This window comes from Micromonospora polyrhachis (assembly GCF_014203835.1).
GTDB classification, from domain to species: domain Bacteria; phylum Actinomycetota; class Actinomycetes; order Mycobacteriales; family Micromonosporaceae; genus Micromonospora_H; species Micromonospora_H polyrhachis.
The window spans coordinates 6,619,101-6,632,181 of record NZ_JACHJW010000001.1; the positions used below are offsets into that span (position 1 = coordinate 6,619,101).

Here is a 13,081-nt window from a genome sequence, read left to right on the forward strand (position 1 = left end):
CTCCTCACCCCAGCAACGCGGCGGCGGTGTCGACGGCGGCGGCCACGTCGTCATCCGGTGGATAGAGCAGCGCCCGCCCCACCACGAGGCCGCGTACGCCTGGATTGGCCAGCGCCTTCTGCCAGGCGGTGTACGCCTCCTCGCCGGCCGACTCGCCGCCCAGCAGCAGCACCGGCAGCGTGGTCGACTCCAGGACCCGGTCCATCTCCGGCACCACCGGCAGCTTGAGCCAGGTGTACGCGGACGACCCGCCCAACGCCTGGCCGACACCGATGGCCCGGATCAGTGCCTCGGGGCGGGCGTCCAGTTGCGCCCGGCCGTCGATCCGGCTCACCGGCAGCGGCTCGATCATGGCCATCAGTCGATGTCGGGCCAGCTCGGTGACGGCCCGTCCGCAGGATTCCAGGGTGCTGACCGTCCCCGGGTCGGCCGGGTCGATGCGGCACAGCATCTTGCCACCATCGAATCCCATCTCCACGATGGTCTGCGTGTCGTAGCCGGTGAACCGGTCGTCGAGTTCGAACACCGCCCCGGTGATTCCGCCCCGGTTCATCGAACCGATCACCAGACGGTCGTTCAGTTCGCCGAGGAGGAGCAGGTCCTCGATGACGTCGGCGGTGGCCATGACGCCGTGTACGCCCGGGCGGGACAGCGCGGTACGCAGCCGCTGGAGCAGGTCGGTCCGGTTGGCCATGGCGTCCGGCCGGTTCCGTACCCCGACGGTTCCCCGGGCCGGATGGTCGGCCGCGATGATCATCAACCGTTCGTCACCCCAGCCGGTCGGCCGGCGTCGGTCGGTGGCGGCCTGTGCCACCAGTTCGGGACGGCCCGCCCGCTGGCGGGTCAGGGCGCGGATCGTGTTCTCCGTCATGGCGCCTCTCCCATCAGTCCGTACACCTCGTCAGCGGTCGGCATCGCATCCGAGCAGGACAGTCTCGCGGCGACGTGCGCGCCGGCCGCGTTGGCGAAGCGCAGGATCCGCTCCAGCGGCCAGTCCGCGAGCAGGCCGTGGCAGAGCGCACCGCCGAAGGCGTCACCCGCGCCCAGCCCGTTGACCACCTCCACCGGCACCGGCGGCACCACGACCCGGGTGCCGTCGGCGCGTTTGGCCAGCACACCCCCGGGGCCCTGTTTGACCACCGCCAGCCGGACGCCGGCTGCCAACAACGCGTCGGCTGCCGCATCGGGGCTGGTCTCGCCGGTGGTGATCGCGCACTCCTCGCGGTTGCCCACCGCCACGGTCACCGCGCCGGTCGCCAGGGCGTCGCGGTAGGCCCGGGTGGCCTGCGTCGGATCGGCCCACAGCATCGGCCGGTAGTCCAGATCAAGCACGGTCTCGCCGGTGTCGGCACCTTCGTGGTCGCGAGGGGTCTCGCCGATGTCATGACCTTCGTGGCCGTGGACGGCTCGGTCCCGCCGCAAGCCGAGCACGACGTGGTGGGCGGTCCGGCTGGGCTCGGCGGACAGGCCGGTGCCGGTGAGCCACACCAGGCGGGCGGCGGCCAGCGCCGACCGGTCCAGGTCGTCCGGACGTATCTCCAGGTCGGGTGCCTTCGGTGCCCGATAGAAGTAGATCGGGAAATCGTCCGGTGGGAAGATCTCGCAGAAGGTGATCGGGGTGGAAAGGCCCGGCACCTCGGTCACGTACCCGTCGTCCACCCCGTACGCCGTCAGCGCCTGGTGTACGAACGCGCCGAACGGGTCGGCCCCGGTCCGGGTGACCACCGCGGTACGGCACCCCAGCCGGGCCGAGGCGACGGCCACGTTGGTCGCGCTGCCACCCAGGAACCGGGCGAAGATGTCCACCTCGGACAGGGGCACCCCGCCGCGCAGCGGATAGAGGTCGACGCCGACCCGGCCGACGGTGATGACGTCGTACGGCACTGCCGGTCGGCTCGGGGCGTTGACCGGGGACCCGTCCAGCGGCACGGATCCCATCACGTACCCACCGAGGCGAGGTAGGCCAGGCTGCGGCGAACGTCGGCCAGCGGACCGGTACCGTCGGCCGGCTCACTCGCCAGCACGGCGTCCTGCTCCATGACGTACCAGCCGGGGTAGCCGGCGTCGGTCAACGCTGTCACGATTTCGGCGATGCCGACATCGCCGTCGCCGAGCGGGCGGTACATGCCGGCCGCCACCGCATCGCGGTATCCGATGGCACCGGCCCGCACCCGCGAGGCGAGGGTCGCGTTGACGTCCTTCAGGTGCACGTGTGCGGTCCGTCCGGCGGCCTTGCGGGCGACCTCGACCGGGTCCGCGCCACCGACCAGCAGGTGTCCGGTGTCCAGGCAGAGCCCCACGACGCTGCCGTCCAGCACCCGCCAGACCTCCTCGGCCCGCTCGACCATGGTGCCGACGTGCGGGTGTAGCGTCGCGACGACCCCGTGGTCGGCGGTGACTCCGGCCAGCGCGTCGAGCCGGCCGAGCAGCGTCCGCCAGCCCGCCGCGTCGAGGACCGGCCGCTGGTCGTAGCCCTCCGCTTCGGTCGCCGCGGCCAGCACCAGCGTGTTCGCGCCGCTGGCCAGGAACGCCGGCAGGTGCGCCAGCACCTCCGGGAGCGGGTCGTGCCCCGGGTCGTGCAGCAGCACCGGCACGAAGCCGCCCACTGCGGTCAGCCCGTACGCCGTGAGCAGTTCCCGCCGCTGTACCGGGTCGGTGGGCAGGAACCCGTCCGGGCCGAACTCGGTGGCGATGATGCCGGTGCCGGCCATCTCGGTCAGCACCCGCTCGGCCGTCATCTGGTGCCCCCAGCCGGGCACCTCGCACACGCCCCAGGAAATGGGGGCCCCGGCGATTCGCATGGCCATCACCGGCTTCCCACCCCGGCCGGATGGGTGAGCCGGACGTCGTCGCCCCGAACCTCGTCGACGCGTACCGGGCGCCGCTCGTGGCGGGACAGCTCGGCGGCCTCGGCCACGTACAGCGCCTCCAGCGCGTCGGCGACCGGACACGGGTTTCCGGTCCGGCCCGCGACCAGGTCCAGGAAGGCCGCCATCTCGGCGGCGTACGCGGGCCGGAAGCGGTGCCAGAAGTCGGGCCAGGCGGGCCCGGCGGACGGGGGCGCGCCGGGCTCGGCGGAGCGTAGTGGGGACCGCCCGTCCAACCCGACGACGTAGGTGCCCCGGGTGCCAGCGAGTTCGGCGCGTACGTCGTATCCCGCGCCGTTGTAGCGGGAGCCTTGCACCGTGGCGAGTGTTCCGTCGGCGAAGGTGAGGATGGTCGTCGCGGTGTCGACGTCGCCGGCCTGGGCGAAGAACGGCGCGCCCCGGTTCGCGCCGGTCGCGTACACCTCGACCACCTCGGTGCCGGTCAGCCAACGGGCGATGTCGAAGTCGTGGATGTGGCAGTCGCGGAAGATGCCACCGGAGAGCGGTACGTAGTTGGCGTGCGGTGGGGCGGGGTCGCCGGTGACCAGGTGCAGTCGATGCAGTGTGCCGACTTCGCCGGCGCGTAGGGCGGCCCGGGCGGCCTGATAGCCGGCGTCGAATCGACGCTGGAATCCGATCTGGACGGGGATCCCGGACTCGGCAACGCGCCGGGCGACATCGACGGTCTGCCTGACGTCCCCGGCGACCGGCTTTTCGCAGAACACCGGCACGCCCGCGTCGACCGCCCGGAGAATGAGCTCGGCATGCGTCGAGGTGGGAGTGGCGATCACGACGGCGTCGGGCGCGGCGGCCAGGGCGGCGTCCACGTCGCCGGCGGGTTGGGCACCGACCAGTTCGGCGGCGGAGCGGGCGCGCCCGGCGTCGGAGTCGGCGATGAGCAGCTGGGACACCTCCGGGTGAACGCGCAGGTTGGCCGCGTGCGCCGTGCCGATTCTTCCGGCTCCGAGCAGGGCGATGCGCATAGAACACCTCCTGGTGAATACGGTGGGGCCGTTGAGTCGGGCAGGAGTTGCTTCTGTGGCTAGATTCTTAGTCCTCGACCGAGCGTCGTGTCAACACTTTGTAAGGACATAATGATGTCTGCTATTGTCATTTGATAGCGAAGGACACCTGCGAGGAGCATCTTGACCAGGCCGCTACCCATCACCCTCGACCGGTCGAGCCCGGTTCCCCTCTACTTCCAGGTCGCCCTGCAGATCGAACAGCTCATCGATCAGGGCGAGCTGCCACCTGGTTCACGCCTGGACAACGAGATCCAGCTCGCCGACCAGACCGGGCTGTCCCGGCCCACCATGCGTCAGGCCATCCAGTGCCTGGTGGACAAGGGGCTGCTGGTCCGCAAGCGTGGTGTCGGCACCCAAGTCGTGCACGGCATGGTCAAGCGGCCGGTGGAGCTGAGCAGTCTCTACGACGACCTCAGCCACGGCAACCAGCGACCCAGCACCATGACGCTCCTGGTCGAGACGATTCCGGCCGACGACGCCATCGCGGTCGCGTTGCGGCTGGCACCAGGCACCGACATCGTCCACCTGGAGCGGCTGCGGTTCGCCCAGGGTGAACCGCTCGCCATCATGCACAACTGGCTGCCCACCGGGTTGACCGAGCTGACCGAGGAACGGCTGGAGCGGCACGGCCTCTACGAGCTGCTGCGCGGTGCCGGGATCCACATGCGGGTGGCCAACCAGCGCATCGGTGCCCGGGCCGCCACCAGCCCGGAGGCCCGGTTGCTGCACGAGCGCCGGGGTGCGCCACTGCTGACGATGAGCCGCACCACCTACGACGACAGCGGCCGGGCGGTCGAGCACGGATCACACGTCTACCGGCCGACGCTCTACAGCTTCGAGATCGCCCTCGTCGAGCGCTGACCCATCCGCCCCGGGTCCGCTCGGGAAGTCGACGCGCCGGTCCGGCCAGGACGGCTCGACCGACGCGTCGACTCGTACCTCAGAAGCGCGGGTTCCAACCCGAGGTGTCGACGGCCAGACCGGCCTCCTCGGCTACGTCCTCCCACTGCACGAACTTGAAGTTGGTGTTCTCTCGCTCCTCACCGTTGTCGTCGACGACGGTTGGCGTGTTCTGACCGTCGTGTACCACGAGCAGTCCCTCGTCGAAGGTGCTGCCGAGCGGTGCGTTGAGCACCATCGCGCCGTCGCAGACCTCGGAACCGTCCGGCTCGTCCGAGTCGTCACCGGAGACGACCCGGAAGTGACCCGTGTACGCGTTGGCACCCTGCAACTGGTAGACGGCGAAGGCGTTCTCGCCCTGACTGGATGCCAGCAGGTATCCCTTGCCGCCGCCCCGGTAGTAGATAGTCAGGCCCTCCACGTCGGAGGACAGGTGGCTACCGCCGTAGCCCGGGTCCGGGCCGTACGCGCACTCGTCGGTGACCGGGTCGTACGCCGCCGGTACGCCGTATTCGCGTACTTTGTCGACGAGCACTGGCGTGCCGAGCAACGTGGCCGGCATCCGCCAGATGCCGACGTCCTCCTGTCCGGCGTAGAGCGTGCCGGTCCGCGCGTCGACCACCATGCCCTCGAACTGCGGGTCCTCGCCCGGCTCAAGGCAGGGCTGCCAGGTCGCGCCGTTGGGCAGGGTGAAGCTTGCCGGCATGGTCAGTGTCCGCTCCACGGTGTAGGTCACCGTGCCGGCCGGGGTGGCGATGAGCCGCAGCAGCGCGAGCTTGGTGGTGTCCCGCTGGCTCACCAGGGCGTACGACCGCCCGGTGGCGCGGTCCTGCCAGGTAGCCAGCCCGTATGCGGTTCGTTTCTCGTTCACCTCATCCTGATTGCTGGAGAAGACCAGTGGTGCCGCCGGGTCGGTGACGTCGACCAGCGGAGGTGCTCCCACCCGCGCGGCCGAGGGGTCGATCCGGTAGACGCGTAGCTGGTCGCGGCCCCGGTCGGAGACGACCGCCAGGTCGCGGGACGCGCCGCCGACCCGCATGCCGTACACCAGGTCGACGTTGTTGAACCGGCCGCCCTCGTCGCCGGGGCGGGGCGGCGCGGGTGCCGCGACGGTCTGCAGGACGGTGCCGGACAGCGAGTACGCCAGTAGGCCCGCCTCCTTGGCGGTGCCGATGACGACGCTCCGGGCGGAGTGCGTCGGGTGTAGCCAGATGGCCGGGTCGTCGGCATTGGCCCTGCCGCCCGCGTCGTCGTCGAAAAGCGCTGGCGTCTCCAGCTTCGCTTCGACCTCGGGCATGCTGCTGGCCTGTGCCGGCAGCGGCGAGAACGGGGAGATGGACAAGGCGGTGGTGATGGCGACAGTGGCCGCCGTGAGTAGGCGACCCCTTCGGTTGCGCACAGTACCTCCAAGGGTGGGGGGAACCCATCGGACAGGAGACCAGTTGCGAAATGAGATTACATTAAGATGTATTGACAAACAATCGGCCGATAAATAGATAGAGATAAACGTGTTCGACCTGCTGGCCGGTCGACCCAGTGGCGGGCGTCGTCTCGCCCGCCCGGAGTGACGTGCTAGGACGCGGTGGGGAAGTGCAGGGTGGGCTGAGCCGTCTCGACCGGCTCCGGCCAGCGGCTGGTGACCACCTTGCCGCGCGTGTAGAAGGCCACCCCCTCGGTGCCGTGGGCGTGCGTGTCGCCGAAGAGCGACGCCTTCCAGCCGCCGAACGAGTGGTATGCCATCGGCACCGGCACCGGCACGTTGACGCCGATCATGCCGATCGTCGTGCCGCGTACGAAACGGCGGGCGGCGGCACCGCCCGAGGTGAACAACGCGGTGCCGTTGCCGTACGGATTGGCGTTGATCACCGCGATCGCCTCGTCGAGGTTCCGCGCGCGGAGCACCACCAGGACCGGACCGAAGATCTCCTGCTGGTACGCCGCCATGGTGGGGGTCACCCGGTCGAGCAGACACGGTCCGACGAAGAACCCGTCCTCGTGCCCGCCGACCCGCAGGTCTGATCCGTCGACGACGATCGCGGCTCCGGCTTCTCGTGCCCCGTCCACCGCGGCGAGCACCCGCTCCCGTGCCTGCGCCGTGACCACCGGACCCATCTGGCTGCCCGGCTGGTCGCCAGGGCCGACCACGATCGCTGCCGCCTGCCGAGCCAGCAGCGTGACCAACTCGTCTCCGACCGGGTCCACCGCCACCACGGCGGAGATGGCCATGCAACGCTGACCAGCGGAGCCGTAGGCCGCTGCCGCGATCTGCCGGGCCGCGTCCGGCAGGTCCGCGTCGGGCAGCACCACCGCGTGGTTCTTCGCGCCGCCGAGTCCCTGTACCCGTTTGCCCGTCGCCGAGGCGCGCTGGTGTACATAACTCGCGATCGGGGTGGAGCCGACGAACGACACCGCCGCGACATCGGGGTGGTCGAGTAGCGCGTCAACAGCCCCCCGATCGCCGTGCACCACGTTGAACACCCCGTCCGGCAGGCCGGCGTCCGCGTACAACCGCGCCACGAAATTGGCGGGGGACGGGTCGCGTTCGCTCGGCTTCTGTACGAAGGTGTTGCCGCAGGCGATGGCGATCGGGTGCATCCACATCGGCACCATGACGGGGAAGTTGAACGGGGTGATGCCGACGCACACTCCGAGCGGTGTGCGCAGCGAGTACGAGTCGACGCCGGTCGAGACCTGGTCCGAGTACGCTCCCTTGAGTAGCTGCGGAATGCCGCAGGCGAACTCGATCACCTCTCGGCCGCGGATCACCTCGCCCCGCGCGTCCTCGACGGTCTTGCCGTGTTCGGCGGTGATCAGGCGCGCCAGTTCGTCCTCGTGCCGCTCGACCAGGTCACGTAGGGCGAACATGACCTTGGTGCGCCGGGACAGCGACACGTCGCCCCATGACCCGTACGCCTTGACTGCCGCGGCGACGGCGAGGTCTACCTCGACCCGCCCGCCGAGCGCTACCTCTGCCTGTGGCTGTCCGGTCGCCGGCTGCCAGACGGTCGCGTACCCACTGCCGCCGGTGACCGAGGTGCCGCCGATCCAGTGCTCGATGGTCCGCATCGGGCTCCCTTCGTCGATGGATCCGCTGTCGAGCCTCATGCGGGTGCCGCAATTTGTCAAGACATACTGATGTCATCGCCGCCAGACGGCAACGCCTCGGTGGCTAGGAGACCAGACAGCCGGGGTTGTTCACCGTTCCGGAGGCCCGGACCGAGGAATTGGCGCCGCTACTGTCCCTGACCCAGACCACGAGCTCCCACGTGGTCGAAGCGGCCGTCAGCACGTCCGAGCCACCGCCCGGTGGGACAGTGCCAGAGAAACGAGTCGAGCCGTTACCACTGAGTGGATATCCGTAGCTGGATCCGCCCTTGACCACCGTCCAGGCGGTGGGGTCGTATCCGGCGGACGCCTGATACAGCTCGCCGGTGATGGTGAAGGCCCAGCTCCGACCACTGTCCCGGCAGAACGGGGTGACCGAGGTGACCAGGCGCCCGCCCGATCCGGATCCCGTTCCCGAGCCCGGATCGGGCTGTGTCTCCACGCCGCCTCCGCCGGTCGACGTGCGCTTGGGGGTGGGGCTCGGCGACCGGCTACCGGACCTGTTCGGTGTCGGCGTCCGGGTCGGCGTGGCGGACGGTGTGCCCGTGCCCGGCGAAGATGGACCCGAGCCGGGAGTTGTCGGACCGTCCGGGTCGTCGGCGTCGATGATCAAATCCGGGGAGGCGTCCGCATCGGCAGGGCCGTTTCCGGGGACATCACGCAGCGCTCCGACAATGAACCCGGTTGCCACCACCAGAAGGATCAACAGGAGCACGCCGGAGAGCACACGGGACGACCAGCCGGTGCGATACATGATCGGGGGAATCAGCCAGCGCAGCCCGGCGGGCCGGGGCACCTCGTCGGCGGGGTCGTGTCGGTGCAGCCCGATCCACCGGTACCGCTCGCTGGTGGCGGTGGCAGCGCCGAGTCGACGCTGGCCACCGTCGCGTACCGGCCAGGTCCGGTCATCGTCGGGGCCGCCCCCAGCGGTCAGCGGCGGATCGGTGGCGGCGACCGGCGTCACTGTCTCGGTCGGCGGGAGGGCCGCGGTGTCCTCGGTGGCACCGCTATCCGTACCGGATGTCGGGTCTTGCGGAGGCTGCGGGGCGGTGGCTGCCGCCGGCCGGTCGGCATGCTCGGGCGCGACGGCCGTGCCAGCTCCGGTCAGGTCACCCCCCATCGCCGGTACCGTCTCGGTCCCGACCTTCTTCTCGGTCGGATCGGACCTGTCGGGTGCCGGTGCGGTGTCCCCCGTTTCGGAGGGCTGAGTAGACCGACCACTGTCGATGGCGATGCGCTTGCGGACCGCCAGCCAGCCGTCGACCGTCACCGGATCACCGCCGCAGGCCCGGACGAAAGCCCTGACCATCTCGGCGCGGGGCAGGGTGGAGCGACCGAGCGCTGCGGCAATGGTGCTGTGCGGCAGCACCTCCCCGGCGGCCTCGGCTCGCCGTTGCAGCTCGCGATAGGTGAATCCGGACCACTGCTTGAGGTCGCGCATCGCAGCGAGGAACGCCGGTGCTGATGTCGCCGACTCAGGCGGTCCGATATCGTCACCGCCGCTCCACTTTGGACTCGTTGCGCCGGATTCGAGATCAGACACGGCCGCTTCTCCCTCTTATCAGGTGACTGACCGCGAATCCACCGGGAGGTAGGAAACGAGCGGCCTCCATATCAGAGCGCAGTCCGGATCATACTCAACCCGCATTGGTCGTATCGTGCTTGTTCACAACGGGTCCGTTTTCCTGTTCCGAGCGTGGCCGACGGGACCCGGACTGCCGTCCGCTGATCCGCGACCACTCTGTCGTGCCGAACATCCCGGGATACCGGGTAGCGACGTCGCCAGCGGGCAACCGTCCGGTTCACAGGTCTTCACAGCTCGTTCCGAGCTGGTTTCCATGTTGGCAGGGTTTTTTTACTCCTCGTGACCCACGAGAGAGGAACGGCGCTGCCAGCCGGATCGGGTGCTGATCATTCCGGTCATGCCCTACGCGCGCCCAGCAAGCTGCATGCCTTCAACCGGTACGAGGTCAAGTACCTGGTGGATGCGGCGGCGGTGCCGGCATTGCGGGGCGCGTTGGAAGAGCGGATGGATCGGGACAGCCACGGTGCCAACGGCGGATACGGCGTGTGGAGCGTCTACTACGACACCACCCGGCTGCGCTTCTACTGGGAGAAGATCGAAGGACTGCGGTTCCGTCGCAAACTTCGGGTCCGCCACTATGGCGACCGGTTCGGCATAGACGACGACACCACCGTCTATGTCGAGATAAAGCAGCGGGTCAACCGGGTTACCCAGAAGCGTCGGGTGGCCCTGCCGTACCAGCTGGCCCGGCAGCTCTGCGACGAGCGGACGATGGTCGACCATGCCCCGGCCCAGGCCGCGTTCCTGGAGGAGGTGCTCGGCCTGGTGTCGGGCCTGGATCTCCGGCCGGTGGCGATGACCGGCTACCAGCGGCAGGCCTTCATCGGCCAGGGATCGGAGCTGGGCCTGCGGGTGACCCTGGACCACCGGGTGCGGGGCCGGGACCGGGACTTCCACCTGGGAGCGGACGCGGAGAACCGGTTCATCGTTCCGCCGTCGAAATCGATCATGGAGGTGAAGGCGAACGAACGGGTTCCCTATTGGCTGACCGATCTGGCGGCCCGCACGAACCTGTCGGTGGTGCGGGTCTCGAAGTACTGCCAGAGCATCGAAACGTTCGACCGCGCCCCGCGATCGATCTTCCACATTTCCGATGATGCCAGCGACGAACTGTCGCCGGTGGTTTCCCGAGGCGAGGGATAAGCAGCAATGGACTTCAACATCCAGGACCTTTCCGGCACGTTCAGTGTCGGCGACATCGCGATCGCGCTCGCCCTGTCGTTCGTGCTCAGCTCGGTGATCGGCTGGATCTACCGGGCCACCCACCGTAACGTCTCCTACAGTCAGTCGTACGTCCAGACCCTGGTCATCCTCGGGATGCTGGTTTCGCTGATCATGTTGGTGGTCGGCTCGAACATCGCCCGTGCCTTCGCTCTGGTCGGCGCGTTGTCCGTGGTGCGGTTCCGTAACGCGATCAAGGAGACCCGGGATGTCGGGTTCATCTTCCTCGTGATGGGCGTCGGAATGGCCTGCGGCACCCGTTTCTACACCCTGGCGGTCATCGCGGCCGTGGCGATCGGCCTGGTCATTCTGGTGATGTACCGGTTCAGTTGGTTCCAGCTGAACGTGCAGCGGCAGGTGGTCAAGGTGCAGGTGCCGCCGGACGGGGACTACACCAACGATATCCAGGACGTGTTGTTGCGGCACACCTCGGAATTCGAGTTGGTGAGCCTGGAGTCCATCCGTGGCGGGGCGCTGACCGAACTGCTCTACACCGTACGACTCAAGAAGGGTGTCAAGCCCGGTGAGCTGATCTCGGCGTTGAGCGAGCGGACAGCCGGACAGCGGGTGACGGTCCTGACCGGCTACGACCAGACGGATCTGTGATGCCGGCACCACTGTCGGCGGCATCCATGCCCCGGCCGGTCCGACGCTCGATGGTTCGGCGGCTGAAACACCGGATTCCGCTACGGGTGCGGCACTACTGGAAGCTGTTGACGGTCTGCGTCGCCTTCCTGACCGTCCTGACCCTGGTGTTCGGTAGTGACCGGATCCGGCCGTACGTCAGCAGTGCCAGTGACGAGGGCGGCGACGCGGTGACGGTCGACCTCGCCGGCCGGCAGGACCTGTTCGACTCGACCACCGCGCACAGCATCTCGTTGACCTTCCGCGATGCCGACTACCAGCGGATGCTCGACGGATACTTCGCCAACGGCGAGAAGGATTACGTCGAGGCGGATCTGATGATCGACGGGACCGCCGTGCCGAGTGTGGGAATCCGCCTCAAGGGCAACTCCACGTTGCGGGGGCTGACCCGGGACGGCGAAGCGCGGCAGAGCCAGGGCGAAGGTGGTCCTCCCGGTGGTGGTATGCCGGGTGGCGGTATGCCCGGCGGTGGCCAGCCCGGGGCAGGGATGCCCGATGGGCAGCCTCAGCAGGATGGGCAGCCTCAGCAGGGTGGCGAGGGAGCACCGGCCGGTGGTGGACAACGTCCGGGCGGCGCGGGGCCAGGCGGAGGAGCGTCGCTCGCGGCCGAGGAGCCCGAGGACCTGCCATGGTTGATCAGCTTTGACGAGTTCGTCGATGGCCGCCGCTACCAGGGGCACCAGGAGATCGCGGTACGGGTCGCCGGCATGGGGGGCGGAGCCACCGTGCTCAACGAGGCGCTGGCGTTGTCCCTGTTCAACGTCGCGGGGGAGCCGGCGCAGCGGTACGCGTACAGCTCGTTCACGGTCAACGACCGGCCCACCACCGCCCGTCTGATCGTGGAACATCCCGACGAGCACTTCGCCGACCAGTTCGACTCACCGGGGGTGTTGTACAAGTCGCTGAGCACCAGCCGGTTCGAATACCAGGGTGAGGACCCGGTCGACTACCAGGACGACTTCAAGCAGATCAACAAGAAGGGCAGTCAGGACCTGCAACCGGTGATCAACCTGGTCAAGTGGGTCACCGAGGCCAGCGACGAGGAGTTCGCGGCCAGGCTCGCCGAGCACGTGGACGTGGAGTCGTTCGCCCGTTACGTCGCGATGCAGAACCTGCTGCTCAACTTCGACGACATGGCGGGACCCGGGCGCAACTACTACCTCTGGTACGACCTGACCACGAAGAAGTTCAGCGTGATCAGCTGGGACCACAATCTCGCCTTCAGCGGCAGTGCCACCCAGGGCCCGCACGACGCGGGCTCGATGGGGGGTATGCGTGGTGGGATGGGTCGCCCGCCCGGTGGTGGTGACGCCACCGGACAGGTTCCTGACGGGGCACCTCCCCAGCTTCCGGAGGGATTCCCGGGTCAGCGTCCGGAGGGGACGCCACCGGGGGCGGGCGACGACGGGGCGGCACCGCAGGGCGCGGACGGCCGGCGGACCGGGCCCACCATGGGGCATGCGCTCAAGGAGCGGTTCCTGGCGAACGACGCCTTCACCGAGGTCTACGAGAGTGCCTATCGTGAGCTGTACCAGCAGTTGTACGGCAGTGGTCGGGCGCTGGAGATCATCGACGGGATCACCGCCGTGATGGCCACAGTGGATGGCTACCAGGCAGAGACCGGGAGCACCGAGGCCGAGCAGCTGCGAACGATCGTCAAGCAGCGCACCGAGAGCCTCGCCAAGAATGAGGTGATCAGTAAGGGATAGCGCCTTCGCGGGCCGGTCCGCCGA

General features: G+C 68.9%; 11 protein-coding genes. 4 read left to right on the forward strand and 7 right to left on the reverse strand.

What is annotated here, in order from left to right:
- Positions 1-4 precede the first annotated feature (4 nt).
- Genes FHR38_RS29225 through FHR38_RS29240 form a run of 4 tightly spaced genes read right to left on the reverse strand, consistent with a single transcriptional unit; the run spans position 5 to position 3,850 of the window.
- Positions 5-871, reverse strand: a complete 867-nt coding sequence (locus FHR38_RS29225; protein WP_184538245.1) for a Cgl0159 family (beta/alpha)8-fold protein — start codon at positions 869-871, stop codon at positions 5-7.
- A complete protein-coding gene (locus FHR38_RS29230; RefSeq protein WP_184540396.1) occupies positions 868-1,938 on the reverse strand; it encodes a PfkB family carbohydrate kinase in 1,071 nt (356 codons plus the stop codon). The genes FHR38_RS29225 and FHR38_RS29230 overlap by 4 nt, the downstream gene beginning before the upstream one ends.
- Positions 1,938-2,807, reverse strand: coding sequence for a TIM barrel protein (locus FHR38_RS29235; protein WP_184538247.1), 870 nt, complete (start codon positions 2,805-2,807; stop codon positions 1,938-1,940). Before FHR38_RS29235 ends, FHR38_RS29230 begins: the two co-directional genes overlap by 1 nt.
- Positions 2,807-3,850: a Gfo/Idh/MocA family protein gene (locus FHR38_RS29240; RefSeq protein WP_184538249.1), complete on the reverse strand. Its 1,044-nt coding sequence runs from the start codon at positions 3,848-3,850 to the stop codon at positions 2,807-2,809. The genes FHR38_RS29235 and FHR38_RS29240 overlap by 1 nt, the downstream gene beginning before the upstream one ends.
- 162 nt (positions 3,851-4,012) lie before the next feature.
- Between FHR38_RS29240 and FHR38_RS29245 the strand changes: the two genes are divergently transcribed.
- Positions 4,013-4,753, forward strand: a complete 741-nt coding sequence (locus tag FHR38_RS29245) for a GntR family transcriptional regulator (RefSeq protein ID WP_184538251.1) — start codon at positions 4,013-4,015, stop codon at positions 4,751-4,753.
- Positions 4,754-4,832: 79 nt separating this feature from the next.
- Here the strand turns inward: FHR38_RS29245 and FHR38_RS29250 are convergent, their stop codons facing one another.
- From FHR38_RS29250 to FHR38_RS29260, 3 genes are all read right to left on the reverse strand, one after another.
- Complete coding sequence (locus FHR38_RS29250; RefSeq protein WP_312882470.1) at positions 4,833-6,191, reverse strand: phytase; 1,359 nt, start codon at positions 6,189-6,191, stop codon at positions 4,833-4,835.
- 173 nt (positions 6,192-6,364) lie between these two features.
- The gene (locus FHR38_RS29255) at positions 6,365-7,858 is read right to left on the reverse strand and encodes a CoA-acylating methylmalonate-semialdehyde dehydrogenase (protein ID WP_184538253.1); all 1,494 of its coding nucleotides are present in this window, start codon (positions 7,856-7,858) and stop codon (positions 6,365-6,367) included.
- Positions 7,859-7,961: 103 nt separating this feature from the next.
- Entirely contained in the window at positions 7,962-9,338 is a 1,377-nt protein-coding gene (locus tag FHR38_RS29260) for a hypothetical protein (protein WP_184538255.1), read from the reverse strand.
- Between the two features lie 423 nt (positions 9,339-9,761).
- On the opposite strand from FHR38_RS29260, the gene FHR38_RS29265 reads away from it, so the two are divergent.
- Genes FHR38_RS29265 through FHR38_RS29275 form a run of 3 tightly spaced genes read left to right on the forward strand, consistent with a single transcriptional unit; the run spans position 9,762 to position 13,057 of the window.
- Complete coding sequence (locus FHR38_RS29265) at positions 9,762-10,625, forward strand: polyphosphate polymerase domain-containing protein (RefSeq protein WP_184538257.1); 864 nt, start codon at positions 9,762-9,764, stop codon at positions 10,623-10,625.
- A 6-nt stretch (positions 10,626-10,631) separates the two neighbouring features.
- Positions 10,632-11,309, forward strand: a complete 678-nt coding sequence (locus tag FHR38_RS29270; protein ID WP_184538259.1) for a DUF4956 domain-containing protein — start codon at positions 10,632-10,634, stop codon at positions 11,307-11,309.
- Positions 11,309-13,057, forward strand: a complete 1,749-nt coding sequence (locus tag FHR38_RS29275) for a CotH kinase family protein (protein ID WP_246446787.1) — start codon at positions 11,309-11,311, stop codon at positions 13,055-13,057. The genes FHR38_RS29270 and FHR38_RS29275 overlap by 1 nt, the downstream gene beginning before the upstream one ends.
- Positions 13,058-13,081: the final 24 nt, after the last annotated feature.

What these genes read in the sequence shown, in the direction of transcription:
- FHR38_RS29225 (WP_184538245.1), bottom strand. Translation starts at nt 871, where the DNA reads ATGACGGAGAACACGATCCGCGCCCTGACCCGCCAGCGGGCGGGCCGT.
- FHR38_RS29240 (WP_184538249.1), bottom strand. Translation starts at nt 3,850, where the DNA reads ATGCGCATCGCCCTGCTCGGAGCCGGAAGAATCGGCACGGCGCACGCG.
- FHR38_RS29235 (WP_184538247.1), bottom strand. Translation starts at nt 2,807, where the DNA reads ATGGCCATGCGAATCGCCGGGGCCCCCATTTCCTGGGGCGTGTGCGAG.
- FHR38_RS29275 (WP_246446787.1), top strand. Translation starts at nt 11,309, where the DNA reads ATGCCGGCACCACTGTCGGCGGCATCCATGCCCCGGCCGGTCCGACGC.
- FHR38_RS29255 (WP_184538253.1), bottom strand. Translation starts at nt 7,858, where the DNA reads ATGCGGACCATCGAGCACTGGATCGGCGGCACCTCGGTCACCGGCGGC.
- FHR38_RS29270 (WP_184538259.1), top strand. Translation starts at nt 10,632, where the DNA reads ATGGACTTCAACATCCAGGACCTTTCCGGCACGTTCAGTGTCGGCGAC.
- FHR38_RS29260 (WP_184538255.1), bottom strand. Translation starts at nt 9,338, where the DNA reads ATGCGCGACCTCAAGCAGTGGTCCGGATTCACCTATCGCGAGCTGCAA.
- FHR38_RS29230 (WP_184540396.1), bottom strand. Translation starts at nt 1,938, where the DNA reads ATGGGATCCGTGCCGCTGGACGGGTCCCCGGTCAACGCCCCGAGCCGA.